Source organism: Colwellia sp. SU-HH00943 (assembly GCF_057546125.1).
The window spans coordinates 551,288-577,226 of the sequence record NZ_BAAJLW010000001.1; the positions used below are offsets into that span (position 1 = coordinate 551,288).

At 38.3% G+C, this 25,939-nt stretch carries 18 protein-coding genes; 6 read left to right on the plus strand and 12 right to left on the minus strand.

Annotation, left to right across the window (positions count from 1 at the left end):
* Positions 1-6: 6 nt before the first annotated feature.
* The gene (locus AC27GZ_RS02370; protein WP_487093274.1) at positions 7-1,206 is read right to left on the minus strand and encodes a multidrug effflux MFS transporter; all 1,200 of its coding nucleotides are present in this window, start codon (positions 1,204-1,206) and stop codon (positions 7-9) included.
* Complete coding sequence (locus tag AC27GZ_RS02375) at positions 1,206-2,681, minus strand: aminotransferase-like domain-containing protein (protein WP_487093275.1); 1,476 nt, start codon at positions 2,679-2,681, stop codon at positions 1,206-1,208. The genes AC27GZ_RS02370 and AC27GZ_RS02375 overlap by 1 nt, the downstream gene beginning before the upstream one ends.
* A gap of 193 nt (positions 2,682-2,874) precedes the next feature.
* On the opposite strand from AC27GZ_RS02375, the gene AC27GZ_RS02380 reads away from it, so the two are divergent.
* Positions 2,875-3,807 (plus strand): DMT family transporter, encoded by a 933-nt coding sequence (locus AC27GZ_RS02380; RefSeq protein ID WP_487093276.1) that lies wholly within the window; start codon positions 2,875-2,877, stop codon positions 3,805-3,807.
* 95 nt (positions 3,808-3,902) lie between these two features.
* Here AC27GZ_RS02380 and AC27GZ_RS02385 read toward each other — a convergent pair whose 3' ends face one another.
* Positions 3,903-6,407 (minus strand): zinc-dependent metalloprotease, encoded by a 2,505-nt coding sequence (locus tag AC27GZ_RS02385; RefSeq protein ID WP_487093277.1) that lies wholly within the window; start codon positions 6,405-6,407, stop codon positions 3,903-3,905.
* A 245-nt stretch (positions 6,408-6,652) separates the two neighbouring features.
* On the opposite strand from AC27GZ_RS02385, the gene AC27GZ_RS02390 reads away from it, so the two are divergent.
* Positions 6,653-7,621: a class 1 fructose-bisphosphatase gene (locus tag AC27GZ_RS02390; RefSeq protein WP_487093278.1), complete on the plus strand. Its 969-nt coding sequence runs from the start codon at positions 6,653-6,655 to the stop codon at positions 7,619-7,621.
* 53 nt (positions 7,622-7,674) lie between these two features.
* On the opposite strand, the gene AC27GZ_RS02395 is transcribed toward AC27GZ_RS02390, so the two are convergent.
* Positions 7,675-8,889 (minus strand): EAL and HDOD domain-containing protein, encoded by a 1,215-nt coding sequence (locus AC27GZ_RS02395; RefSeq protein WP_487093279.1) that lies wholly within the window; start codon positions 8,887-8,889, stop codon positions 7,675-7,677.
* A gap of 258 nt (positions 8,890-9,147) precedes the next feature.
* On the opposite strand from AC27GZ_RS02395, the gene AC27GZ_RS02400 reads away from it, so the two are divergent.
* The gene (locus tag AC27GZ_RS02400; RefSeq protein ID WP_487093280.1) at positions 9,148-10,068 is read left to right on the plus strand and encodes a manganese-dependent inorganic pyrophosphatase; all 921 of its coding nucleotides are present in this window, start codon (positions 9,148-9,150) and stop codon (positions 10,066-10,068) included.
* A gap of 522 nt (positions 10,069-10,590) precedes the next feature.
* On the opposite strand, the gene fadA is transcribed toward AC27GZ_RS02400, so the two are convergent.
* Together fadA and fadB are read right to left on the minus strand one after the other, a co-directional pair.
* On the minus strand, positions 10,591-11,754 hold the full coding sequence (fadA, locus tag AC27GZ_RS02405; RefSeq protein ID WP_487093281.1) for an acetyl-CoA C-acyltransferase FadA: 1,164 nt from the start codon (positions 11,752-11,754) through the stop codon (positions 10,591-10,593).
* 15 nt (positions 11,755-11,769) lie between these two features.
* Entirely contained in the window at positions 11,770-13,938 is a 2,169-nt protein-coding gene (gene fadB, locus AC27GZ_RS02410; RefSeq protein WP_487093282.1) for a fatty acid oxidation complex subunit alpha FadB, read from the minus strand.
* A gap of 287 nt (positions 13,939-14,225) precedes the next feature.
* Between fadB and AC27GZ_RS02415 the strand changes: the two genes are divergently transcribed.
* Positions 14,226-15,401 (plus strand): MFS transporter, encoded by a 1,176-nt coding sequence (locus tag AC27GZ_RS02415; protein ID WP_487093283.1) that lies wholly within the window; start codon positions 14,226-14,228, stop codon positions 15,399-15,401.
* A 92-nt stretch (positions 15,402-15,493) separates the two neighbouring features.
* Here the strand turns inward: AC27GZ_RS02415 and AC27GZ_RS02420 are convergent, their stop codons facing one another.
* A complete protein-coding gene (locus tag AC27GZ_RS02420) occupies positions 15,494-17,719 on the minus strand; it encodes a bifunctional diguanylate cyclase/phosphodiesterase (protein ID WP_487093284.1) in 2,226 nt (741 codons plus the stop codon).
* A gap of 238 nt (positions 17,720-17,957) precedes the next feature.
* On the opposite strand from AC27GZ_RS02420, the gene AC27GZ_RS02425 reads away from it, so the two are divergent.
* Entirely contained in the window at positions 17,958-18,854 is an 897-nt protein-coding gene (locus AC27GZ_RS02425) for a TIGR03899 family protein (RefSeq protein WP_487093285.1), read from the plus strand.
* A gap of 23 nt (positions 18,855-18,877) precedes the next feature.
* Here AC27GZ_RS02425 and AC27GZ_RS02430 read toward each other — a convergent pair whose 3' ends face one another.
* The 3 genes from AC27GZ_RS02430 to AC27GZ_RS02440 are packed head-to-tail and all read right to left on the minus strand — an operon-like array spanning position 18,878 to position 23,254.
* Positions 18,878-19,684, minus strand: a complete 807-nt coding sequence (locus tag AC27GZ_RS02430; protein ID WP_487093286.1) for a phosphoadenylyl-sulfate reductase — start codon at positions 19,682-19,684, stop codon at positions 18,878-18,880.
* The gene (cysI, locus tag AC27GZ_RS02435) at positions 19,674-21,428 is read right to left on the minus strand and encodes an assimilatory sulfite reductase (NADPH) hemoprotein subunit (protein WP_487093287.1); all 1,755 of its coding nucleotides are present in this window, start codon (positions 21,426-21,428) and stop codon (positions 19,674-19,676) included. Before cysI ends, AC27GZ_RS02430 begins: the two co-directional genes overlap by 11 nt.
* Positions 21,428-23,254 (minus strand): assimilatory sulfite reductase (NADPH) flavoprotein subunit, encoded by a 1,827-nt coding sequence (locus AC27GZ_RS02440; RefSeq protein ID WP_487093288.1) that lies wholly within the window; start codon positions 23,252-23,254, stop codon positions 21,428-21,430. The genes cysI and AC27GZ_RS02440 overlap by 1 nt, the downstream gene beginning before the upstream one ends.
* A gap of 195 nt (positions 23,255-23,449) precedes the next feature.
* Between AC27GZ_RS02440 and AC27GZ_RS02445 the strand changes: the two genes are divergently transcribed.
* A complete protein-coding gene (locus AC27GZ_RS02445) occupies positions 23,450-24,076 on the plus strand; it encodes a lytic transglycosylase domain-containing protein (RefSeq protein ID WP_487093289.1) in 627 nt (208 codons plus the stop codon).
* Between the two features lie 87 nt (positions 24,077-24,163).
* Here the strand turns inward: AC27GZ_RS02445 and AC27GZ_RS02450 are convergent, their stop codons facing one another.
* Together AC27GZ_RS02450 and AC27GZ_RS02455 are read right to left on the minus strand one after the other, a co-directional pair.
* Positions 24,164-24,919 carry a TIGR04219 family outer membrane beta-barrel protein gene (locus AC27GZ_RS02450; protein WP_487093290.1) on the minus strand — a complete coding sequence of 252 codons (756 nt, stop codon included), beginning with the start codon at positions 24,917-24,919 and terminating at the stop codon, positions 24,164-24,166.
* 4 nt (positions 24,920-24,923) lie between these two features.
* On the minus strand, positions 24,924-25,925 hold the full coding sequence (locus AC27GZ_RS02455) for a DUF2333 family protein (protein ID WP_487093291.1): 1,002 nt from the start codon (positions 25,923-25,925) through the stop codon (positions 24,924-24,926).
* Between the last annotated feature and the right edge of the window lie 14 nt (positions 25,926-25,939).

Genomic DNA, 25,939 nt, shown 5'->3' on the forward strand with positions numbered 1-25,939 from the left:
TCCTATTTAGGTCTTTTTATCGAGCAAATAAATAATTATTTGACATACTAGCACTATCAGCACAGATGAGAACATTAACCCAGCAAAAGGTAATGCGCTAGCATCATAAAAATACGCGAGTATAGGCCCAGCTAACGCGCCAACACCAAACCGCAACGTACCGATAACGGCTGTTGCTGTACCTGATTGCTCAGGAAATTTAGTTAACACTAGCGCATCTGCATTTACCGCCACCATAGAAATACTACCCATTAACGGTAAAATAGCTAATACCGTAAAAATAAGTGGTAATGAAAATAAGTTAACGATAAACAAAGTACTAGAAGATAGAACAGCCAATGTAAGTCCGTACCACAACATTTGTCTAGAGCCTTTACGAGACACTAAACGTGTATTAGTAAAGTGCGCTGTCATTAGGGCCAAAACAGTAATTGCAAACAACAAACTAAAGTTAAATTCTGAGACCTTAAATACCGATAAATAAACAAAAGGAATGGCGGTAATATAGGCAAAAAAAGCTAGCGATATCATCATGGAGCTGATGATATCTAAACGCGCGGCACTATTTGAAAACACTATTTTATAGCGCTGAATAAAGCTTACTTGTTCACTTTGCTGCAATGGCGCTCTTACCACTTCCGGTAAGAACTTAATCACCAGCATCAAAACAACAACACTGTAAATAGCCAACACATAAAATATCAGCTGCCAGCTATGTGCGATTAATAAAATACTGCCAATACTTGGAGCGATCATTGGCGCAAACATCATGATCATAGAAACATACGACAAGCCCTTGGCGGTATCTTTTTGATAATACTCTCGAATAGTACCAGGTATCACCACTGTGGCGGCACTACTGACAAATGCTTGGATAAAGCGTAAAGAGAGAAATTGCTCAATGCTGCTGACAAAAGGCAACAAAATACTCGCCAATAAAAAACCACTTAGACCAAATACCACCATTTTACGGCGAGAATATTTATCCGCCATAGGGCCAAATAAAATTAACCCTAAAGCATAGCCAAATAAATAAACACTCAGGCTATTTTGCACCATAGGCATATTAGTGGCTAAGTGTTCAGCTAATACTGGCATCGCCGGTAAATACATATCAATAGCTAACGGCGATAACGCCATAACTGACGCCAATAATGGTAATAATAATTTAACTGACACAGGGGAAGCATTTTTAGTATGCATCATTATCCATTACCCTGTTGCATCATGTACTTTTGTTTCTGGGTATATTCAAACACTAATTTTCCTAACACTTTGATGGCATTTTCTACCTGCTCATTCCACTTAACGCCATAACTAATACGCATGTAATTTTGATACTTTCCTGAAGGTGAAAAAACCGCACCTGGTGCAAAACTAACCCCTTGCTCAAGAGCGGTTTGAAAAAACTCACTGGTATTAACATGAGACTGACACCTAACCCAAAGGACACTACCCCCTTGTGGTTTAGAAATACAAACTTCTGGTGGAAAACATTCAGCAATCAGTGCCCGCATACGTTCACAATTAAAAATTAACTTTTTACGTAACACAGTTAAATGGCGGTCGTAATCACCACTTTGAATATACTCGTTTAATGTCCACTGCTGTAACATGGGTGTTGAACATGACTGAGCACGTTTAATACGTTTTGCTTGTTCTTCAAATTTTCCGGGTAACAACCAGCCCGTTCGATAACCCGGCGCCGCTGTTTTTGAAAATGAAGAGCAAGTCATAACCAAGCCTTTTTCAGAATATAACTGCGCCGGCTTAGGTTTTTGCTCACTAAAATAGAGTTCGCTATATACCTCATCTTCAATGAGTGGAATTTCATGTTGCTCTAATAAACTAACCATAGCTTGGCGTTGCTCATTCGTTTTCATTGAGCCCAATGGATTATTAATTGCCGTGGCAAACAAACAAGCTGCTACATTATGTTGTTCAATAGCTTTACTTAGCTCACCTAAATCTACTCCATCTTCTGTACAGGTATAGACTTCCAAAGCTTTCATGCCTAAGGTTTCAATCAATTCAATCATGCCAAAAAAACACGGAGACTCTATAGCGATTATATCTCCAGGTTTAGCCACACATTGCAGCGCAATGGATAAAGCTTCTTGCGCACCATTGGTAATTAAAATGTCATCCGGGTTGATGGCTACTCCCTGCTCTTGATAACGAAATGCCAACTGCATTCTTAACTTAGGATCTCCTGTTGGCGGCCCATAACTTACCGCTTTTTCAGCCACTTTTGAAATCACAGAACGCATTAATCTTGCTAAGGCTTTATCAGGTGGATTTGCTTGAATAGGGTTAGAAATACCCAAGGCGACAGTATCAGGAAAATGAACCGCTTCATGCACTCGTTCGATTAAACTCCGACATTGCACTGTCGTTGGCGCACAATGCGCCCACTTTGCAGGCCGAGGCTTTAGCGTACGCGCTTGCAATGCGGTAATATAATAGCCAGATTGTGGCCTTGCGCACACCCGTCCTTGGCGCTCTAACTCAATATAGGCTTGCTTTACCGTGGGAACACTGATTTCAAATTGCCGACTTAACTTACGTAAACTAGGTAATTTATCTCCAGGCAATAACGCACCGATTTTTTGTTGATGCTCAACAAAATCAATAACCTGTTGGTACAAAAAGGCGGGGGAATTTTTATCAAGTAAACGCATATCAGTAGTCTATAATTGAAGAAGTTTTGAGTTTGCTTTTATTCACCTTAGTACAGTTTTATATTTGATCTTGCGTTTAACTGTATAGGTTTCATTTTCATTATTTTGTATATGTTATTAAATCAAATTAACTCTACACTGTCACTATCTACTTTGAGCAATAGTAAATAAGCATACAAAAAGGAGTTAGCCAATGAGCAATAGTTTTTTATATCTGGTTACTGTCGTTATCTGGGGCTCTACTTGGATCGCTATTAATTATCAGTTAGGCGATGTTGCACTTGAAGCTTCTGTATCATACCGATTTGCGCTCGCGGCTTTTTGCTTATTTCTTTTTGCGAAAATTAAACAATTACCTTTATCGTTTTCATTAAAGCAACATGGCTTGTTTGCGGCTTTTGGTATTTGCTTATTTGGCATGAATTATTTATTGCTTTATACCGCGCAACAACACATCAATTCAGCACTAACCTGTATTGCCTTTTCAACGTTAATGTTGATGAATATTGTCAATGCCAAGGTGTTTTACAAAACGCCTATCACCAGACAGGTATATTTTGGTGCTGCTTTTGGCTTATTAGGAATAGTCACCCTTTTTTGGCCACAATTAACTGATGTTGAACTAGGTACTGTCACGATACTAGGCCTAGGGCTTTGCTTGCTTGGTACTTTCTCTGCGTCTATGGGTAATATGTTGTCGATAAAAAATCAGCAAAACAATATCCCTATCGTTCAAGCAAATGCATGGGGCATGCTCTACGGCGCTATGTTTACAGCCCTCGCGGTGATAGTTCAAGGTAAACAATTTAATTTTTCATTTGAACCCGCTTATCTCGTGTCACTGATTTATTTATCTGTATTCGGATCAGTCATCGCATTTGGTTGCTATTTAAGTTTAATGACGCGTATTGGTGCGCATAAAACCTCATACGCTAATATCATTTTTCCCGCGATTGCGGTGCTAATATCAACCCTAGTTGAAGGGTTTGTGTGGAGTGGCTTCACCATTGTAGGGCTAGGTTTAGTGTTACTGGGTAATTTAGTTGTACTGAGCAAACCTAAAACGCTCAAACAGCTGCTAAAGCCCAAACTACAAGTTGAAACATCGCACCCAAAAAAAGTCTAGTCTTTATGAGGTAGCATTAAGTTTCATATATAAAGCGACATAACAGTGTTGTTCTGTTATGTCGCTTTGAAAGCTTTAAAGATCAGCCATACCCACTAACTGCCAATAGGAGATCCTGGCGGCATGGTAATTTTCTTAGGCAAGATACTTTGTTTTCCTTGCTCCAAACTAAATTCAATTTGTTCTTTTAACAAAGTGAAATGTGTCGATAATTGCTTATAACGACGGTTATCATTATTGTCATCAAGCCACTCTTCTAGCATAGATAATTGAGCAAATACGTCACTACGCACTTCTGTAACCACTGTTTTTGAATGAAATAAAGCTAATAAATGCTCAATAACGAGTTGATTCACACGTTGTTGTATTAATAGCGCTAAACCTTCTTGAGGGCGCTGCTTAATAGTTTTGTTAATCAGCTGCGTCATTAATTGCTCCACTGACATGATGGTGTTTTTCATCACACCTTTTTTCCCAGCTATTTGATAGCGCATAGCCTGTTGTTGTAATCGAGCTAAACGTTCAGCATTTAGCAATAACGATATAGTATGTTTAGCACTAGCTTGTGCTGCCGATACAGGATCAAAAGTAAGGCCTGTTTGAGAACTAAAGCTTTCTCTTGTGCGGTAGTAACCGTATGCTTTTGGCGGAATTAGATTAATGATGTCTTCTGATAAGGTTAAAAAATCAGTATTGAGAGTTGCCAATAAGGCCGTTAATGCTTGTTGTTGCATAGCGCCTGAAACGGCTTGTACACCTTGTTGTTCCATAGACGAGGTATTAGCGCTTTTCACTTCATAAGTATAATTTACGCCAGCAATTAATTTCACCGCAGCTTCAACTTGATAACGATGAAAGTTATAAATAGGGACTAGGGATATCTCTAATTCTGATAGTGGCGTACCTGCTGCAATAGAGTTAAGACCAAAATCCGATAACGCTTTTGCGCGCACCTGCATTACACGAGTAAGTTCTGATGCTGCATTACTGCCATTATCCCACAAATGCCCAGTATGATGTGCACTTGATGCGGCACGTGCATCGGGATCTGATGCAAATTGCAAACCTTGTGCTTGAGTGCTTGCCACTAATTGAGCTAACTGTTCTTGCTCTTTATCAACATCATAATCACCATAACCATAGGCAATGACATACTTATCCCACAAACCAATGTTTTCCTTATAAGCATTAGATAAATCGATTTCACCATTTTCATCTAAGGTAATATAAGGGTGCGGATAATCCATCACCGAAGCACGATCATTTACACTGGCAGCAAAATTATGTGCAATACCTAACGTATGACCTACTTCATGGGCTGATAATTGGCGAATACGTGCTAATGCCATCGCTTTCATAGCACTGGTATCAGCTTGTGCTTTTTCTCCTGCAGTTGTTTCAGAAGCGTCTTGATTAAACGGTGACGTTAACCCTAAAGCAATTAAATAATCTTGACGAACACGTAACGAGCCTAAAGTGACATGACCTTTCAATATTTCGCCGGTACGAGGATCTATCACGGAATAACCATACGACCAACCGCGAGTAGCTCGATGTACCCACTGAATGACATTATAACGAACATCCATCGGATCTGCGTCTGCTGGTAGCATTTTAATTTGAAAAGCATCTTCATAACCTATCGCTTTAAAGGCTTGTTGCCACCACATTGCACCATCGATGAGCGCAGTGCGAATTGGCTCAGGCACACCAGCATCAAGGTAATATATAATGGGCTCAACCGCTTTACTCAACGCTTGGTTAGGATTTTGTTTTGCTAAGCGATGACGAGGGATCATGCGTTTTATCAGCGGCTCTTCAATCTCACTAGCATAGTCCGCATAAGCTATTGACCAAAAGCCACTAAAGGGATGAAAAGCGCGTGTTTGATAATTATCATCAGGCAATTTAATTAATGAATGATGCAAGTGAACCGTCACTGCACTCGACTCAGGCGTTACTGATTTTAAATAATTACCCGCTCCATTGCCTTTAAAAGTAACCATGGCTTCTAATTCTGTGTTGTCAGGAAAAGCCTTAGTTCGTTTAGCAAATAATGCACTTCGACTCTGATCAATTTTATAACTGCCTTGTTTTTTCGACTTTAATTTTTCACTAATATTATGAATATCAGAGAGAAGAAATGGCGTGTAATCAATCAGTACTTGATTGCTTTTACTTTCATTCACAACAGTAAAGCCCCAAATAACAGAACTGGCAAAAGCTTCATTGATCGCTTGCTGCTCTAATGGATTGTTTGAATCAGCACGGTAATAAGTATTAAGTTGCTTAAGAAAAACTTTATTGCCAACACGCTCAAACTGCACTATACGCGTATCGCCCAACTGTCCACGATCTAAGCCAATATCATTGGAGCCAATACCATATGGTAAGCTTGATTGAAATAAAAACGCTTGTTCAAATTTATCTATTTGTAAATAAACTTTGCCTTGGCTTTTATCATGATAAAACGAAAAATATCCCTTATTGAAGGTTTTATCTTTAATAAAGTCGTTAAAACTTGTGGACGCTTTGGCAGCAAAAACCGTTGTTGAACTCAAAAAAAACAGAGCTATAAACAAACGAATAATAAAATTCATCATTTTTCCTTATGGATTACAGGTAAATGTATATGACTAATTAATAAACACTCAATAAAGTTGAGTAAAAACTTTAGAAAGCAAATATAAACTTGTTATAATCAAGGTGAAAGCCATAAAAAATATCAAATAAATACTTGAATGCTTTCAAAACGTATGGATATTTATTAAATGCACTCTCACTAAATAGCCATTATTAACTTATATTATAAAGTATACAACTTTAACATTATTAGGTACCCCCAATGCAACGACTCTCACCGGCTCTTCGTCAAGACAATGTTCCTTTAGATCTCATCGCACTAATTAAAACAATATTAGCTGCTACAAAAGAGATTTCATTTCGTGTAAGCCAAGCTCACTTAAGTGGCTTAATGGGTTCAACCTTAGATGAAAATATTCAAGGGGAAGTACAGAAAAAGTTAGATGTAGTTGCCAACGAGTTATTTAAAGATATTTTATTAGAATCAGGCTTTGTTAAAGCCATATCCTCAGAAGAGGAAGATAGCTCTGTAGCTGGAGAGCAAACGGGTAGATACATAGTGTCATTTGATCCACTCGATGGTAGCTCAAATATAGATATTAACTCCCTTATAGGTACTATTTTCTCAATTCATGAAGCGCCTGAGCATATGGAAGCGAGCAACCCTGATATGTTTAAACAATCAGGAGATAGACAAGTTTGTGCAGGTTATGTTTTATACGGACCATCAACAATGTTGGTGATGACAACAGGAAGTGGGACACACTTCTATGTTCTTGATAGAACACATGGTGGTTACCTTTTAGTTAAGCGCAATGTACAAGTTCCTGCCGATACTCAAGAGTTTGCTATTAATATGTCAAACCAACGTTTTTGGCAAGCGCCGATGCAAAACTACATTGCTGATTTACTTAAGGGTGATACGGGTCCACGTGGAAAGAACTTTAATATGCGTTGGATTGCTGCCATGGTTGGCGATATTCATCGAGTATTATGTCGTGGTGGTCTTTTCACTTACCCTACAGATAGTAAAAACCCAGATCAGCCTAACAAATTACGTTTAATGTATGAAGCGAATCCTATGGCATTCTTAATAGAGCAAGCTGGTGGCAGTGCGGTAACCAGCCAAGGTCGAATTATGGAAATAGCGCCATCAAGTATACATCAGCGCGTAGAAGTTATTATGGGCTCTAAAAATGAAGTAGATGCTTGTTTAAATTATTATAAATAAACGTCTAAGTTTATAATGAAAACCCCGTATTTTCGTTTACGGGGTTTTAACCATTACTGGCAAGAAAGCATGCAATCTGTCCAACAAATTGCATCATGGTACGCATCCATACAGTTACTTTCTTTAACCGCTATTGAGTCACTAATCACCTTAGTTAACAACCAATTCCCCTTCTCTAAAGCAAAAGATAACTCAATATACTTGGCTAAATAATTATCTCTTTTTACTAATGCTTTTTTAATTTCACTATGCACAGGTAAAATGTTCATCACCTCATTTATACCTTGATCTAATACGCCATCAATATGTGACAACATCCCCGTTAAAAAAGCTTTTGGCGGATTTTCACTATCTTTTTTAAGCGCAGAAATTTGTTCACAAAACTTAGCTCTGACTAAAGAGGCTCTCATAATTTCATTCGGCTTATTTTCATTTAAGTCGGCTAATACTAATAATGCGATAAATTTTTTCAATTCAAGATCGCCAATATAAATTAACGCATGTTTTAAAGAACTGATTTCTTTAGAGGGTCCGTAACCAGGGCTATTAATAAAGCGCAGCAATTTATAAGTAAGTCCTAAATCTCTGCTAAATATTTCACTGATTGCTTCAAAATCAAAGGTTGAACTGCTGGCATGCGCCATAAGATCTATGATGTTCTGTTTCGATGCCAATATACTCTTTTTCTTCATCATTTCTGGCTTAGCAAAAAAGTAACCTTGAAAAAGTGTAAAGCCGAGTAATTTCAAGCGCTCAAAGTCTTTATGAGTTTCAACCTTTTCAGCGAGAAATGTGATGTTATATTTTGCTAACCGCGATATATATCGACTAATATCCAATAAGCTGACATCAAGCACATCGACTTTGATAATATCGATAAAAGGTAAAAAAACATCCCATTTTACATCAAAGTTATGATCATCTAAAGCCAAGGTATAACCTTTCTCTTTTAGTAATTTACAGGCATTTAATAACTCATCACTGATAGGTACATCTTCTAATATTTCTATTACTATTTTTTTCGGATCTAAAAAAAATGGAAAATGATAAATGAGGGCATCAGCATGAAAATTTATATAGGCAGGTAAATTACCCGTAACTTCTTCCATTCCCAGTGTCAGCTGGTTATCAACAATTATTTTAGAGGTAGCTTTATCAGGGCAAATTCCGGGAAAACTATTATTTTCGCCATCACGAAACAATAGTTCAAACGCCACGGTTTCTTGCTCAATATTTAATATAGGTTGTCTTGCTATATACGAATACACACAATACTCCTCTAACTGATCAATTGAATTCATCAGCACTAAATTGCTTTTATTAGAATACACCTTTAAGTATAGCTGAAAGACTTTAAAAACCGATTGAAAACAAGCCTTTTAATAAACAGCTTTTGAGATACATCAATTTTCAAAATAAAAATACCATCAAAAATGCAGAAAGTTTTATTAACTAACTTTTTGCTATATACACATGTAACAAAGAGTTTGTTAGAATATCGCCAAATTTTAAGAGAGTATTTTTCTATGCCAAATTATGTTGTGGGTCATAAAATTCCAGATTCCGACTCAATCTGCTCCGCTATCGCGTTATCTTACTTAAAAACTACTTTAGGTGAAGAAACAGTACCTGCTCGTTTAGGTGAACTTAGCCCTGAAACACTATTTATTTTAGATAAGTTTGGCTTTGAACAACCAGAGCTAAAAACAAGCTATGCCGGTGAAAACCTGTATATTGTTGATCATTCTGAACGAACCCAAGGTCCTGACGATATCGATGACGCAACAATTTTAGGCATTATTGACCATCACAAATTAGGCGATATTACTACCTCTACTCCGCTTGAAATTTGGGTTCGTCCTGTCGGCTGTACTAACACCATTATTAAAATGATGTACGACTTCCATAATGTTGAAATTCCAAAGAACATTGCTGGTGCAATGATGTGCGCAATTTTAAGTGACACTGTGGTATTTAAATCACCAACGTGTACCACTGCAGATATTAAATGTGTTGAAGCATTAGCTGAAATAGCTGGTATTGAAAACCCAACTGAAGTCGGCATGGAAATGTTTAAAGTGAAGTCTGCGGTTGAAGGTACACCCGTTCGCGATCTCGTTTTACGTGATTTTAAAGATTTCGACATGAACGGCAATCTTGTGGGTATAGGTCAGCTAGAAGTAATTGACTTAGCTATTTTCGACGATATGAAAGCAGAGCTTGAGGCAGATATTGCCAAGCTTAAAGCTGAAGGAAACCGTCATAGCGTTATATTACTATTAACTGACATTATGAAAGAAGGCTCAGAACTATTAGTTGTCAGTGATAAAGATGATTTAACACAAGCAGCTTACGGAAAAGCTACTACCGATGGCAAAGTATGGCTTGATGGTGTCTTAAGCCGTAAAAAGCAAGTTGTACCACCATTACAAGAAAGCTTAGCTTAATTCAAAGCATAGAATCTTGAAATAAAAAAACCAGCAATTGCTGGTTTTTTATTGCCTGAAATACTGTAAAAATTAATCTTATGTTACAAAACTAAGTAAAGAGTTCTAATATTGAAGATGAAAACTTTAGTAGCTAGGCGAAAGCACGGAGTTGACGCTAGTTTCAACGCTGTTTAAATGCTTCATTAGTATTAGTTAACTCACATTCTCGAAGCTAATTAGCCTTTAAACAAGGCGAAAGCACGGAGTTGACGCTAGTCAATGAGTACTTTCAACGCTGTTTAAATGCTTCATTAGCATTAGTTAACTCGTATTCTCGAAGCTAATTAGCCTTTAGACAAGGCGAAAGCACGGAGTTTGCAAGTGCAAATGAGTACTTTCAACGCTGTTTAAATGCTTCATTAGCATTAGTTAACTCACATTCTCGAAGCTAATTAGCCTTTAAACAAGGCGAAAGCACGGAGTTTGCAAGTGCAAATGAGTACTTTCAACGCTGTTTAATGGTTATATTAGCAAAGAGAATTAGGCTCTCTCGAATACGGTTGCGATACCCTGTCCGAGTCCAATACACATAGTAGCTAGACCAAGGTTAACATCCTGCCCTTCCATTAAATTAATCAAGGTACCTGAAATACGCGATCCTGAGCAACCTAGTGGATGGCCTAATGCAATTGCACCACCATTTAAATTAATTTTATCGTCTAATTGATCTTCCACTTTCAGTGCTCGCACACAAGAAAGTGCTTGAGCAGCAAACGCTTCATTAAACTCAAATAGCTCAATATCTTCAATGGATAAACCTGCGCGTTTTAACGCTTTTTTCGTTGCTGGTACGGGCCCATAACCCATGGTTGATGGATCGCAGCCTGCAACTCCCATACCACGTACTTTCACTCGTGCTGTTAAGCCTAATGCCTTTGCTTTCTCTGCTGACATCACGAGCATTGCTGAAGCACCATCAGAGAGCGCAGAAGAAGTACCTGCTGTCACTGTTCCGTTTGCTGGATCAAATACAGGCCGTAGAGCTGATAAACTTTCTGCTGTCGTTTCAGGCCTGATCACTTCATCATGCTCAACCAATGTTAATGCACCTGTTGCATCATGACCTTGTGTTGGCACAATTTCATTGCTCCAGCGCCCTGCTACTGTTGCTTCATGGGCTTTTTGATGAGAGCGAGCTCCAAAAGCATCTTGCATTTCCCGTGTTATACCATGTTGTTTACCAAGTAGCTCAGCGGTTAAGCCCATATTACCTGAAGCTAATGCAATATGTTTATTTAGTGCAGGATCAAAGTCTACATCGTACATCATGGGTACATGTCCCATATGCTCAACACCACCGATCAGAAATACATCTCCTTGGCCTGACATTATACTTGTACTCGCTTGATGTAGCGCTTCCATTGAAGAGCCGCATAAACGGTTCACCGTAACACCACCGATAGATTTTGGTAAACCTGCCAACAATGATGCATTACGGGCAATATTAAAACCTTGTTCTTTTGTTTGCTTTACACAGCCCCAAATTACATCTTCAATATCTTCTGGATTCAACGCAGGGTTACGTTCTAAAATTTTTTTCATTAAATGTGCTGATAATGTTTCAGCTCGGACATTGCGAAAAACACCGGCCTTAGAGCGACCCATTGGAGTTCTTATGCAATCTACAATAACAACTTCGTTCATTTTATTCTCCTTGGCTTAAGCTGATTTAACATCAGTAGTGAAATATGACTTACCTGACTTAGCCATTTCTCTGAGGCCATCAGTCACTTGATAAATTTCGCCTAATTCAGCGTATTTATCTGCCATCTCGATAAAGTTATCTAAACCCAGCGTTTCTAAGTAACGAATTGCACCACCTCTAAATGGAGGGAAACCTATACCGTAAATTAAGCCCATATCTGCTTCTGCAGCAGTATCGACCACACCTTCTTCTAGACAACGAATGACTTCATTCACCATAGGGATCATCATTCGCGCAATAATTTCTTCGCTAGTAAATGCTTTTTTGTCAGCGCAGTTCTGACTAAATAATTCATAAGCTTTTGATGCAGGGACTTTTGTTGGGCGACCACGCTTATCTTTTATATGATCATAAAAGCCTTTGCCATTTTTTTGTCCAAAGCGCTCATTAGCGTATAAGGTGCTTACTGGATCATTAGCAATTTTTTTCATTCGGGTTGGGAAGCCAGCTGACATAACACCTGTACAGTGATCCGCCGTATCGACACCAACCACATCAAGTAAATAGGCAGGGCCCATTGGCCAACCAAACTCTTTTTCCATCACTTTATCAATATCAGTAAAGTCAGCACCTTCTATTACTAACTGGCTAAAACCTGCAAAGTATGGAAATAAAACACGGTTAACATAAAAACCTGGACAATCGTTAACGACTATTGGTGATTTCCCCATTTTAGCGGCATAAGCAACGACAGAAGCAATTGTTTCATCTGAAGTAGCTTTACCGCGGATAACTTCTACTAATGGCATTTTATTTACAGGATTAAAAAAGTGCATACCACAGAAATTTTCCGGGCGTTTGACACTTTCGGCAAGTAAATCAATTGAGATAGTGGATGTATTAGACGTTAAAATAGCATCTTCATTGATCACATTTTCCACTTCGGCTAAAACACTGCCTTTAATGTTAGGGTTTTCAACCACGGCTTCTACAACAATATCAACACCTTTAACGCTATCATAGCTTAAGCTTGGGGTAATATTGTTTAACACACCGGCCATTTTTTTGGTGTTCATACGACCGCGTTCAACTTGTTTAGATAATATGCCTGCAGCAGTGCTTAAACCTAGTTCTAGCGCTTGATCATTAATATCTTTCATAATGATTGGTGTGCCTTTATAAGCTGACTGGTAAGCAATACCGCCTCCCATAATACCTGCTCCTAACACCGCCGCTTTTTCAACTTGTTTACTGGCAAGTTTACTGGCTTTCTTCGCTTTACCTTTGATCACTTGATCTGCCATAAACAAGCCAATTTGTGCTGTTGCTGCATCGGTTTTAGCTAATTTTGCAAAACCAGCATTTTCAGCTGCCATGGCACCTGCTCGCTCTAAACCTGCAGCCGCTATCAGGGTATTAATCATCACCATAGGCGCTGGATAATGTTTACCTGCTTTAGCAGCGATCATCCCTTTACAAGTCGTTGAAGACATAAGCAATTCAGTAGCTGAAAGCTTTAGTGGCTCTAGCTTAGCTTGACGCTTAGCTCGCCAATCTAATTTGCCCTCAATCGCCAGCTTTAACATGCTTATCGCGGCTGAACGTAAATTTTCAGGCTCTACAACGGCATCAAGTAACCCTTGTGCAAGGGCTGCTTCTGGCTTAAATGTTTTACCTGTAGACATCCAAGTAGCAGCATTATCAAATCCGATTATACGAGGCAAGCGCACTGTACCACCGAAACCTGGCATTAGGCCGAGCTTAACTTCAGGTAAGCCAATACTGGCATTAGAGTCTGCAACACGGTAATCACAAACTAATGTCATTTCACAACCACCGCCTAAAGCAATACCGTTAATAGCGGCAATGGTTGGTAATTCTATATCTTCAAAAGAGTCAAACACATCTGAGGCACTTTTTGCCCATGTGACTAATGCTTCTTCAGGTTGTGCGAATGCACCTAAAAACTCTGTGATATCAGCGCCAACAATATAAGTTGATTTCCCAGAAGTAACTATTACACCCTTAGCTTCAGAACAACTATTGATTGCTGCAACAACTGCTTTATATTCTTCAAACGTTGCTTGATCAAATTTATTAACAGATCCTTGAGCATCAAATTTTAATTCGATAATTCCGTCTTCAAGTAGTTGAGCTGAAAGGCTTTTGCCTTGATATATCATACTTTGTCTCCTTCACCTAAAAATGGTGTTGATGTATTGATGATTTTATTTTTATGTTAACCAAACGGGCTAAACACCGCTTGGTAATTGAATATTTGATTAGCTTGTCATCTATGCATATTAATAATAGACGACTGAGTGTGCCTTGAAAGGAAGTTAAATGCAATATTTTTAAACAACTGTTTTAATCGTATGTTTCAATACCTCGTTATCAGTATATAAAAAAGAGAAAAAAGCGTAGACTATTCGTTTAAAAATTATCTAAGCATCACTAAGCAATGAGAAAAATGATAAGCCGTTTCAACCAGCCTGAGCATCTTTTGCTTGCTATGGCCTTTACCATGCCATTGGTCTTTTCAGTTTGGATGGTATTACTTAATAACTTTGTTATTGAGAAGGCAAATTTTACTGGGGTAGAAATAGGCATATTGCAAAGCCTACGAGAAGTTCCCGGATTTTTGGCATTCACCGTTATTTACGCATTAATTTTTATCAAAGAGCAGCGGCTAGCTTTACTTTCTTTAGCTGTTACCAGCTTAGGGGTGTTCCTAACTGGTTACTTTCCAAATGTGCTGGGTTTGTACTTAACAACTATATTAATGTCGATTGGTTTTCACTATTACGAAACACTGAGCCAGTCATTAACATTGCAATGGATAGATAAAGACAAAGCGCCACACTTTATGGGAAGAATGTTATCGGTCAAAGCTATTGCCTCTTTAATTGCTTTTTCAAGTGTTTGGCTATTGATGGAGCAATTCTCATGGGGGTATCAAAGCACTTATGCCCTTTTCGGTGGTTTAGGGTTAATACTTACTTTACTTTTAACAGTATCTTTTAAGCATTTTAAAGAGAAAACACCGCAAACTAAAAAGCTCATTCTAAGGAAAAACTATTGGCTGTTTTATGCTCTCACCTTTTTTAGTGGTGCTCGCAGACAAATATTTGTGGTTTTTGCTGGCTTTTTAATGGTGGAAAAATTTCACTATAGTGTCGCGGATGTGAGCGCTCTATTTCTGATAAATTACATATTTAATTGGTTATTTGCCGCTAAAATTGGCAAGTTAATAGGGAGAATTGGTGAACGTGCGACATTAGGCTTTGAATACATTGGTTTAACTGTAATTTTTATAAGTTACGGCTTAGTTGAAAGTGCCAATATTGCTGCGGCACTGTATGTCATAGATCACCTTTTCTTCGCACTCTCTATTGCCATTAAAACTTACTTTCAAAAAATTGCCAAACCTGAAGATATTGCAGCAAGTGCCGGCGTTAGTTTTTCAATTAACCATATAGCCGCCGTTGTTATTCCTGCGCTATTAGGCATGTTATGGATTATTCAGCCAGCTTGGGTATTTTATATTGGCGCTGGATTTGCCTTATGCTCGTTGTGCTTAGCCACGCTGATCCCTAACGAACCAAAGCAAGGGATGGAAACGAGAATGTCTGCAGCATTTAGATAGAATTCAACTCCTTGAGCGTACAGCACATTTATATTCAATAAGTTCAAGGAATTGTTTAATTTAGGAGGTTAGGAGAGGAGATTGAAATAAAATTAATTATTGCTTTTAAGGAATGTTAAAAATTCATCTTGAGGCATAGGTTTGGCGTAATAAAAACCTTGTACTTCGTCACAACCTAACTCAATTAAGCGCTCTTGTTGTTCAAGCTCTTCAATGCCTTCAGCAATCACTTTCAGGTTCATTTTCTTACCTAATTCGATAATAGTTTCAGCAATAACCGATTCACCTTCTTTAGCAATATCTGTGATAAATGCACGATCGACTTTTAAGCGATCAAGAGGTAATTTTTTCAAATAGCTAAGAGAAGAGAAACCTGTACCAAAATCATCTAGCGCAACATTAATACCGTGCGATTTTAACGTTACAAGCGCATCGATAACCATCTGTGGATCATCCATTAAAATATTTTCAGTAATTTCTAATTCCAAATTACTCGGCTTAATTTGATGATTTTGAATAGCATTCAATACGGTATTAACAAAGTTTCCTCGTCTAAATTGAGGAATAGAAACATTTACAGATATAGTAATATCAGCAAAATTTTGTTGGTTTAAGTCATTAATTTGTTGGCAAGCTTGATTAACGACCCAATCACCAATATCAACAATCAACCCAGAGTATTCAGCTAAAGGAATAAATACTGCGGGAGAAATAAATTTACCATCAGCAGTCCGCCAGCGTAATAGTGCTTCAGCGCCAATCACTTTACCTGTTTCTAATGACAACTGTGGTTGATACCATAGCTCTAATCTATTATTAGCAAAATCTGTGCGCAACTCCCTGATCATATTCAAACGCCATAACGTTGCATCTTCCATTTCAGGGTTATAGTAAGCGTAGTGCTCCATACGTTGCTTTTTAGCAAGATTGAGTGCGATATTTATTTGATTCAATACCTGAACACCACTGCCACTCGCATGCTCTTTAGTACAAAAGCCAAAACAAGCATTAATCGGTAGGTTTTGCTCTCCGGCAACAAATGGTTGTTCAAATATGCGCATCAATACATCAGGAGTTACACAGTCTGTTATACCAATAACACCAAATACATCGGCGCCAACACGAGACACTTTACAACCAGTATTTAAACTTTGTAGTCGTTGGGCAACAGCGGCCAACAACATATTCCCTACATCTTGGCCTAAACCATCATTAACATCACTAAAATGATTCAAATCAATCAGTGCCGCCACTTCATTTTCAGAATCGCTTTTGGCAAAAGAGTCAAGCAGGCGTACAAATTCAAGACGGTTAGGTAGGTTAGTTAACCAATCTTTATAAGCAGCATTACTTAGCTTTTGAAACAAGTGAACATTTTCATAACCAACAGCAGCATTAGTTAAAAACACTTCTAATAACTGCTGTTGAGTTTCCGTTAGAGGTTCTTTTAACGAAAGATAAATTACAGCGCGATAACCGCCTCTAGCGATATAGTAATATTGTGTTAAGCCCTGATCTTGGTGTGCTTTTTGAGTAAAACAATACTTAACCTGCTGACTGACTGTTTCGCTTTTAAAAGCTTCTAATTTTTGCTTTGTCAGATCATTAGAAAAGCCTTGCTGAGCTATAATATAAAAACTTAAGTCATCAGCATTATCTATTATGCCTTGTCCTCGGGCACAAAATAAACACTCTACATCTTGATCAATAAGCGTAGTCAACTGTTCTAACACCCCCTGACAATACTCTGTCATTGAGTGTAATTCTAATAAATCAGCTGAGCCTGAAACGATTTTCTCTAAACCTTTTCGGTTTTCAGTAACCGTGGAAATTTGTTGGTAAGAACGAATAGCGGCATAAACAGTCGTCACAAGCTTACGACGTGTTAATTCAGTTTTCGTTTTATAATCATTAATATCGTATTCTTTGATCACGCTCTCTTCTGGCGCGTAGCCCGGTTGACCGGTACGTAACACAATACGAATATCTTGGCGTTTAATATTTTCACGGATATGCTTTACAACATTAAGTCCCGCATCATCAGTTTCCATCACAACATCTAGCAAAACTAATACTATAGAACCATTGTTCTCGATCAAAGAACAAGCATCTTGGCCAGAGTATGCGTGTAAATACTCTAGGCGACGACCTAAAACAACTAAGTCAGACAAGGCTAACTGAGTGACAGAATGAATTTCAGGATCATCGTCGACAATGAGCACTTGCCATGTCTCTTTGCCGTCGCCGTCTAAAATTTCATCTTCATCGCTATCATCGATAAATAGGAAGTCATCATTAGAGTTTTCTGATGCTTGCATACTGCCCTCAAGTAATTAATCTTTTTCAAATTGCACTTGCTTAGCGCAAATTTCGATTAATTAATTTTGATTGTGATATTAATTACTATAACTATAACGTAACTATCCGCTAAAGCTACTTTTTTATCTTATTCTTCTACATAATAAAAGCCACTTTGACAATATTCAATAATTCAATACAATAAATTTTATTTATTGCGGAAATAACCATGAAACCTAACACTATTTTGAGGATGTTATGAGTAAAAATGATAAGTCTCCTATAGTCGTAGTAGATGAGACAGTTATTTCAGCAGAGCCTAGTAACTTAACGTCAGAAGAAGTCGACAAAAATTCTGAATCACAAGCCCACAAACAGTTTTTCAATATCAGTCAACAGTTTGGTCTAGAAGCCTCTCTGCTTCCCGTTGAACAACAAATGCCTGTGGAAGATCGCAGTAATAAACGCGCTCGTTTATCAAGTTTACGTAAGCAAGAAAACATTGAAGCGATTATGGCAAAAACCTATGGTTTTTGTGCCAGTAAAACCATTGATAAGCGTACTGATCTCGATTGGTTTAACCGTTTTATCATGCTAGCTGAAGATGTTAGCAATAAAACGATGCAAGACCTATGGGCTAAAATATTAGCCGGTGAATTAGCTCGTCCGGGCTCTTATTCACTAAAAGCACTGAAAGTATTTCGTGACATGAGTATTGTTGATGCAAAACTACTCGCCAAGGCGTGTTCTTTAGCGGTAAAAGATCAAAGTAGAAAAAATATTAGGCTCATTACTGGTAGCTACCAACAACCCGGTTTACTCAACTTTTTTAGCAAAACGCGTCAACAGTACACTAAATTGAATGGTTTTGGATTAAATTACGCTGATATATTATCGCTAGCTGATAACCACTTGCTATTTATTCAAGAAAGCGAATCAAGTGTTATGGAACGTGGGGAGTCACTTAACTTTTATTACAATGGATTGCCATTAAAATTAACCAGTAAACAAGCGAATGTTAGTTTACAGTTTTATAAATTTACGCCGATTGGTGCGGAGTTAGCGTCTCTTATTGCAGATAAAGTTAATGATGATTTTTTTAGTCATTTAAAACAACAGCTCTCACATCATTTTGACATAGCCAGCAAAGCATAAACCTGCTGGCTTACTATTGACGTCTATATGCCGTCACCATCAGTATGTAAACCACATTCTCTTTGACCTGGACCAAAACGTGTTTCACTCTCATCCATACCTAAAGTAAGTGGTCGAGTACTGTGCACATCGCCCACAGACACATATCCTTGCTCCCATAATGGGTGATAAGGTAGATCATGCTTAGTTAGGTATTGGTGCACATCCTTATTACTCCAATCAATAATAGGGTGTACCTTAAAACGTCCGCGTAAAATACTAACAACAGGTAAACCTTGTCTGTGATCAGATTGTTGTCTGCGAACTCCAGAAAACCAAGCACCACAATTTAATTCAGACAATCCACGCTCTAAGGGCTCAACCTTGTTTTTACGATTGTACTGCTTTAATGCTTCTTCATCTTGAGCCCATTGCTCACCGTATTTAGCAAGCTGCCATGCAGCACTTTCCACTGCACTATAGACATGTAGATTCAACTTTAAACGCTTAGTCATTTGCTCAATAAAGCGATAAGTTTCTGGAAACAAGTGCCCTGTATCCGTTAACAATACCGGAATATTGGGGTCTACTTGGGTCATCATATGCAACATAACCGCAGATTGGATACCAAAGCTTGATGACAAAACAAACTGACTAGGCAAATTTTCCATTGTCCATTTGATTCTCTCAAGTGGTGATTTCTGCTCTAAATCTTCATTCCACTCGTCTAACCAAGATTTTGGTAACGAGGCAGGAAAACGATTATTCACAGGGCTTTCACTTAAATCAGTACTAGTTGAAAGCTGTGTCACCACATCAGGCTTAGTTGCAATCGGTAAGTTAGTCATCATGAAAATCTCTCATGCTAACTTTGACTTCATCTACGATGCCAGCGCGGATAACAAAGTCACCAAAGGCTTCGTTTTCATTACGCTCTTTTGCCCAACGTGCAGACAATAAATCAATGTGTTCTAGGATATCGCTTTCATTCACATTTTCTTGATAAAGTTTTGGCACACGCGAACCGGCAAGGTCACTGCCTAAGTACATATTGTATTTACCAGGTCCTTTACCTACTAAACCTATTTCAGCCAACATCGCACGACCACAACCGTTTGGACAACCGGTAACGCGTAAGATAATGCTTTCGTCGGTTAAGCCATTCTTAGCCAAAATATCTTCAACGTTATTAACTAACGTTGGTAAGTAACGTTCTGCTTCAGCCATCGCTAATGGACAGGTTGGGAAAGCAACACAAGCCATTGAGCTCATACGTTGGTTAGACACTTTATCGCTGATTAAACCGTGTTCACGAGCAATTTTTTCAATCTTAGCTTTGCTCTTTGGTGCTACACCAGCAACAATTAAGTTTTGGTTAGCTGTTAAACGGAAATCGCCTTTGTGTATTTTTGCAATCTCAAGCATACCTGTTTTAAGTTGCTTACCTTCAAATTGATCTTCAGGGAAGTCAAGAATACGGCCATTTTCAATAAATAGCGTTAAGTGCTCTTTACCGTCAACCCCTTTAACCCAGCCAAAGCTATCACCACGGTGAGTAAATTCGTAAGGGCGAGAGTCTTCAAACGTCACACCAGCACGTTCTTCAACTTCAGCTCTAAATGCATGAGCGCCAACACGATCTAAGGTATATTTAGTTTTAGCATTTTTACGGTTAACACGGTTACCCCAGTCACGCTGTGTTGTTACCACAGCAGCTGCAACGTCTAATGCTTTTTCTTTTGGAATAAAACCAAAGTCATCAGCACAACGCGGGTATGTTGATAAGTCACCATGAGTCATGGCTAAACCACCACCCACTAAAACGTTAAAACCAACTAATTTGCCGTTTTCTTCAATAGCAACAAAGTTTAAGTCATTTGCGTGTACATCAATGTCGTTATTTGGTGGGATTACTACTGTCGTTTTAAATTTACGTGGTAAGTAGTTGCTGCCTAAAATTGGTTCAACTTCTTCACCTTCAGTGGTTTCTACACGCTCTTCATCTAACCATATCTCAGCATAAGCACGAGTTTTAGGAAGTAAGTGTTCACTTATCTTAGTCGCCCATTCGTAAGCTTCTTGATGTAATGTAGACTCAACTGGGTTAGAGGTACATAACACATTTCGGTTAACGTCACCTGCTGTCGCAATTGAATCTAGACCAACACTGTTCAGTGTTTGGTGCATCAATTTAATATTTGGTTTTAACACCCCATGAAACTGAAAAGTTTGACGAGTCGTTAAACGAATACTGCCGTAAGATGTGTGTTCATCAGCGAATTTATCTATAGCAATCCACTGATCAGTACTGATAATACCGCCCGGTAAACGCGCTCTAAGCATTACGTTATGTAATGGCTCAAGCTTTTGTTTTTGACGTTCAGCTCTAATATCACGGTCATCTTGTTGATACATACCGTGAGTACGAATCAATTGGAAGTTATCTGCGGTAAAACCACCTGTGATGCGATCTTGTAAATCTTCTACAATCGTACCGCGTAAAAAATCACTTTCCGCTTTTAAACGCTCGTTATCAGCCTGTTTACCTTCAACAATTAATACAGGGTTTTCTACTTTCGTTAAATCGTTGCTCATTAGTAAACATCCTTCTGGTAACGCTTATTAGATCTAAGGGATTTTAAATAATCTTCTGCTTGTTCTGTACTTAATTGGCCTTGCTCACTGATGATTTCAATCAACGCTTGATGAACATCTTTCGCCATACGATTTGCATCACCACAAATATATACATGTGCGCCACGCTCAAGCCATGCGAACACTTCACTGGCTTGTTCTTTTAATCTGTCTTGCACATAAACTTTTTCTGCTTGATCGCGAGAAAAAGCCACATCCATGCGTGTTAACAAGCCTGATTTCAAATAATTTTGCCACTCAACTTGATATAAAAAATCTTGAGTGAAGGTTTGGTCACCAAAGAACATCCAGTTATCACCACTAGCATCATCAGCATCGCGTTGCTGCATAAAGGCTCTAAATGGTGCAACACCAGTACCTGGGCCTATCATAATAACTGGTGTGTCATTATCTGCAGGTAAACGGAAGTTATCGTTATGCTCAACAAAGACACGTACAGTTTGACCTTCTTCAATACCTTCAGCTAAAAAGTGTGAAGCGCCACCAAAACGTTGCTGACCATTATTTTCAAAGCTCACTACACCAACCGTTAAGTGTACTTCTTCTTCCACTTCAGCTTGCGCAGATGCAATTGAATATAATCTTGGAGTAATTTTACGTAAGGCATCAACAAAGGTTTGTGCATCAACTTCAGCGCTTGCTAGGTTCACTACATCAATAATTTGATGATTGCCTGCAAATTCTCTTGCAGCATTTTTATCTTCTGCAATGGCTAACAACTTGTCATCAGCGCTTTGTTTTGCCCAAAATTCAACAAATGCCGGAGCAGTTTGGGTAATTTCTAATTGACTTGTTAAGGCTGCTTTAAGGGAGAAGTTTTGCTGTTCACCAGCCACTTTTAAACTTACCTCTTCTTCACCAGTAAAGTTCAATGCTTTTAGTAACTCAGTAACAAGGGCGCTATTATTTTCAAAGTACACCCCTAAAGCATCACCCACTTGGTAAGTTAACCCTGATTCGCCTAAATCAATCTCGATATGACGAACATCTTTGGCAGAGTCACGGCCAGTAATTTTTTGGCTCAATAGAAACTCAGCACTGAGTGGATTTTGCTTGCTGTACTGGCTTTCAGCTGCAACTGGTAGGTCAATAACAGGTGCTAACGCAGCTTCTGATTGCGTTAATTCATCTTTTAAAGTATCAACGATTGATAAAATCCAGCTTTCACTGTCACTGTCGTAATCTACATCACAATCAACTCTTGGCGCTACTTGCTTAGCACCTAATTCTTTTAAGCGCTCATCAAAGTCTTTACCTGTTTGACAGAAGAACTCATAACTACTATCACCTAGTGCTAACACGCTATAACTAAGGTTTGGTAATTTAGGAGCTTTTTTACCTAATAAGAACTCATGAAATTCGATAGCATCATCTGGCGGCTCGCCCTCACCATTAGTACTGGCAACAATAAGCACATGGCTTTCGTTCTTTAACCCTTTCGCTTTATAGTCGCTGGTATTTATCAATTTAGTCGTAATACCTGCAGCGCTCGCGCTTTTCTCTAATTGCGTAGCTACACCTTTAGCATTACCTGTTTGAGAAGCGTACAAAATAGTCAAGGTTTTAGCGGGTGCTGCAGCACTGGCTGTATTAACTTGTGGTGCTTGACCTTGTTCACTTTTAGCAGCTAAATAGCCACTTGCCCAAGCCAGTTGCAACGATGAATAACCAGACGTTGCTTGCTGAAGTAAAGATAACTGATTAGCATCAAGCGAGCTTGATAATGTATTTGAATTTTGCTGTAAAGATAGCAGCTCTTTCGTCATGAGAATATTCACCTATAACAATCTATACTGCTATGATAGACAAATATAATAAAAACCAAAAAGAATAGATGACGATTTTTTATTCCAAAAACGAATAACACTATAATCATTAGGTAATATTGATTAGGTTTAACAACTTACAAACGCTATATTGTTATTCGGTTACGACTTTAATTTAAGGTACTCGCTCAATACATGGCTAAATATTTACCTAAAATACTACTACTCTTAATGTGCTTTTTGGTGCTCACTCATTTTAGTGCTTATGTTCAAGAGGCACGAATTTATAAATATAAGTCGGACAAAGGCGTTACTTCTTTTTCAGATATTGAGCCTATAGATATTGATTATGAAGAAATACGAATAGGTTGCTTTGCATGTGACTTAAATTCTCATGTCGATTGGCATAATGCCAAGCTATATTTAAACCAGTATCAACATGCTATCGAAACAGCTGCCCAACGTCATAATGTTGAAATGGCGTTTATTCGCGCCATTATTCATGCTGAATCTCATTTTAAAGTTAATGCCTTATCAAAAAAAGGCGCTCAAGGTTTGATGCAACTGATGCCCAAGACAGCTAAAGCGTTAGGTGTTAACAATGCTTTTATTGCTCAACAAAACATAAATGGCGGTGTTAAGCATTTATCAACTTTACTTAGAAAATACAATGGTAATACGCGTTTAGCTGCTGCTGCCTATAACGCCGGCGAAGGAGCAGTGAAAAAGTACTCAGGCGTGCCACCCTTTGCTGAAACACAAGTGTATGTTGAGCGTGTAGCGATACTTCATAGGCGTTATGAAAGAGCGATTAGATTGTAAAGCGCGCATAAAAAAGAGACTTAATCATTATTAAGTCTCTTAAATTGTAATATAAAACTAGCGTATTAAACTTAACGAATAAGCGTTTTAGAAGTGTACCACTACACCCGCAAATGCACCGTCAAATGTCATATCACTGTATAAATCATCGATATCGTTTAGCTCTAATTTCACGCCACGATAACCAACGGTAATGTCTAAATCAACCGCTAAATTATCAAGTACGGCATAACTCACACCAACCTGATAATCATAAATAGTATTATCGTCATAAGATAAAAAGTTTGCTTCGGCAAAAACATTAAAACCAGTAAATGGTAAACCCACAATAGTATTAAGGTATAATAGAGGCACTATGCCCGATACCGATAAATCACTACTTTGAGCGGTTACTTCTTCAACCACATTAATTTTGGCATCAAGATCACGTGCGGTTACACCAAAATCGAAAGTTAACAAGTCATTATCAAACACTTCATAATAAAAAGTATAATCCATATAGCTTGTATCAAAGGTTGTATCTAAATCTGAGTTGGCAGTATAAGTTTCACCTTCAAAAGTAAAGCTCGTTGAAAGCGTAGTGCCACCAACAGTATCCAACGTGGTTGAAGCTATTTTTACATTAGGAATTAATGGAATTGGATGCTCAAGTGCTACAAAATAACTGCCTTGTTTTTCATCATTAAAGTCAAACACCGCTTGATCAGTTTCTCCTTCACCAAACGTACCACTAGCATCATTTGCCCAAATTTGGCCACCAATGTACAACCCCAAAAGAGTATCTGCTTGAGCGCTAGTACAAAGTAATGTTGATAAGCTTACTGCTAATATTGCTTTTTTCATATTGTTACCCTTTTCTTAGTAGTTCAGTTAAATCAATTAAAGCGGCATTGGCACGTGAAATATAATTAGCCATCACTAAAGAATGATTAGCCAACACACCAAAGCCATCGCCATTAAGCACCATAGGGCTCCATAGCGTTTGTTGGCTTGCTTCAAGCTCTCTTATTATTTGTTGCAAACTAATTTTAGCATTTTTATTTTCTAATACACTGTCAAAATCAATTTCAATGGCTTTTAAGAAGTGTAATAAAGCCCATGCCGCTCCACGAGATTCATAAAAAATATCGTCAAGTTGCCACCAACTGGTTTTTACTTGCATATTAGAAGCTTCAAAGCTCGATTGCTGAGCAACATTATCACCCGCTAGATCGGTATTAACTTGGACACGGCCAACACTGGCACTTAAACGTTGAGAGTAACCACCAAGTCGCTTTTGTACTTCTTCAAAGTACGAGGCTAAATTATCAGCTCGGGCATAAAACTGTGCTTGATCATTTTTATCTTTACTAATACCAACTAAGGCATTTCTATAGTTATAAAGGCTTTCTATAGCTTTTCTATATTCAGACTCTGCACTAGGCATGGCCCAGCTTTTGTTATCAATATTAAACTTAGGTTGGGCAATTTTAATGTGTTTATTGGCTAAAGACTGTGATTGTGAACGGCTTAAATCTTTACGCATTATTAGCGCCATATCACGCACCATTTCAAGCACACCAAACTCCCATGCTGGCATGTTATCTAAAAATACTCCTGGAGGAAGTGCGTCATTAGATAAATAGCCACCTGGCTTATCTAAAAGCGTTTCAGCCACCTTAATTAAGGTGGTAGTCGTAGTATATCCCACCACAGGTGCTACGTTTTCAGCAGTTGCCGCTTCTGTCACTTCTTTTTGAATATCAATGTCATCAGGAATAAAACTCCAGTAAACACCAACAAGATAAAAAAACAAAAATATACCGATGACTGTGTAGCTCACGGTTTTTGCAGAAAAATTAATTTTCATCGCGTTCTCCTAAA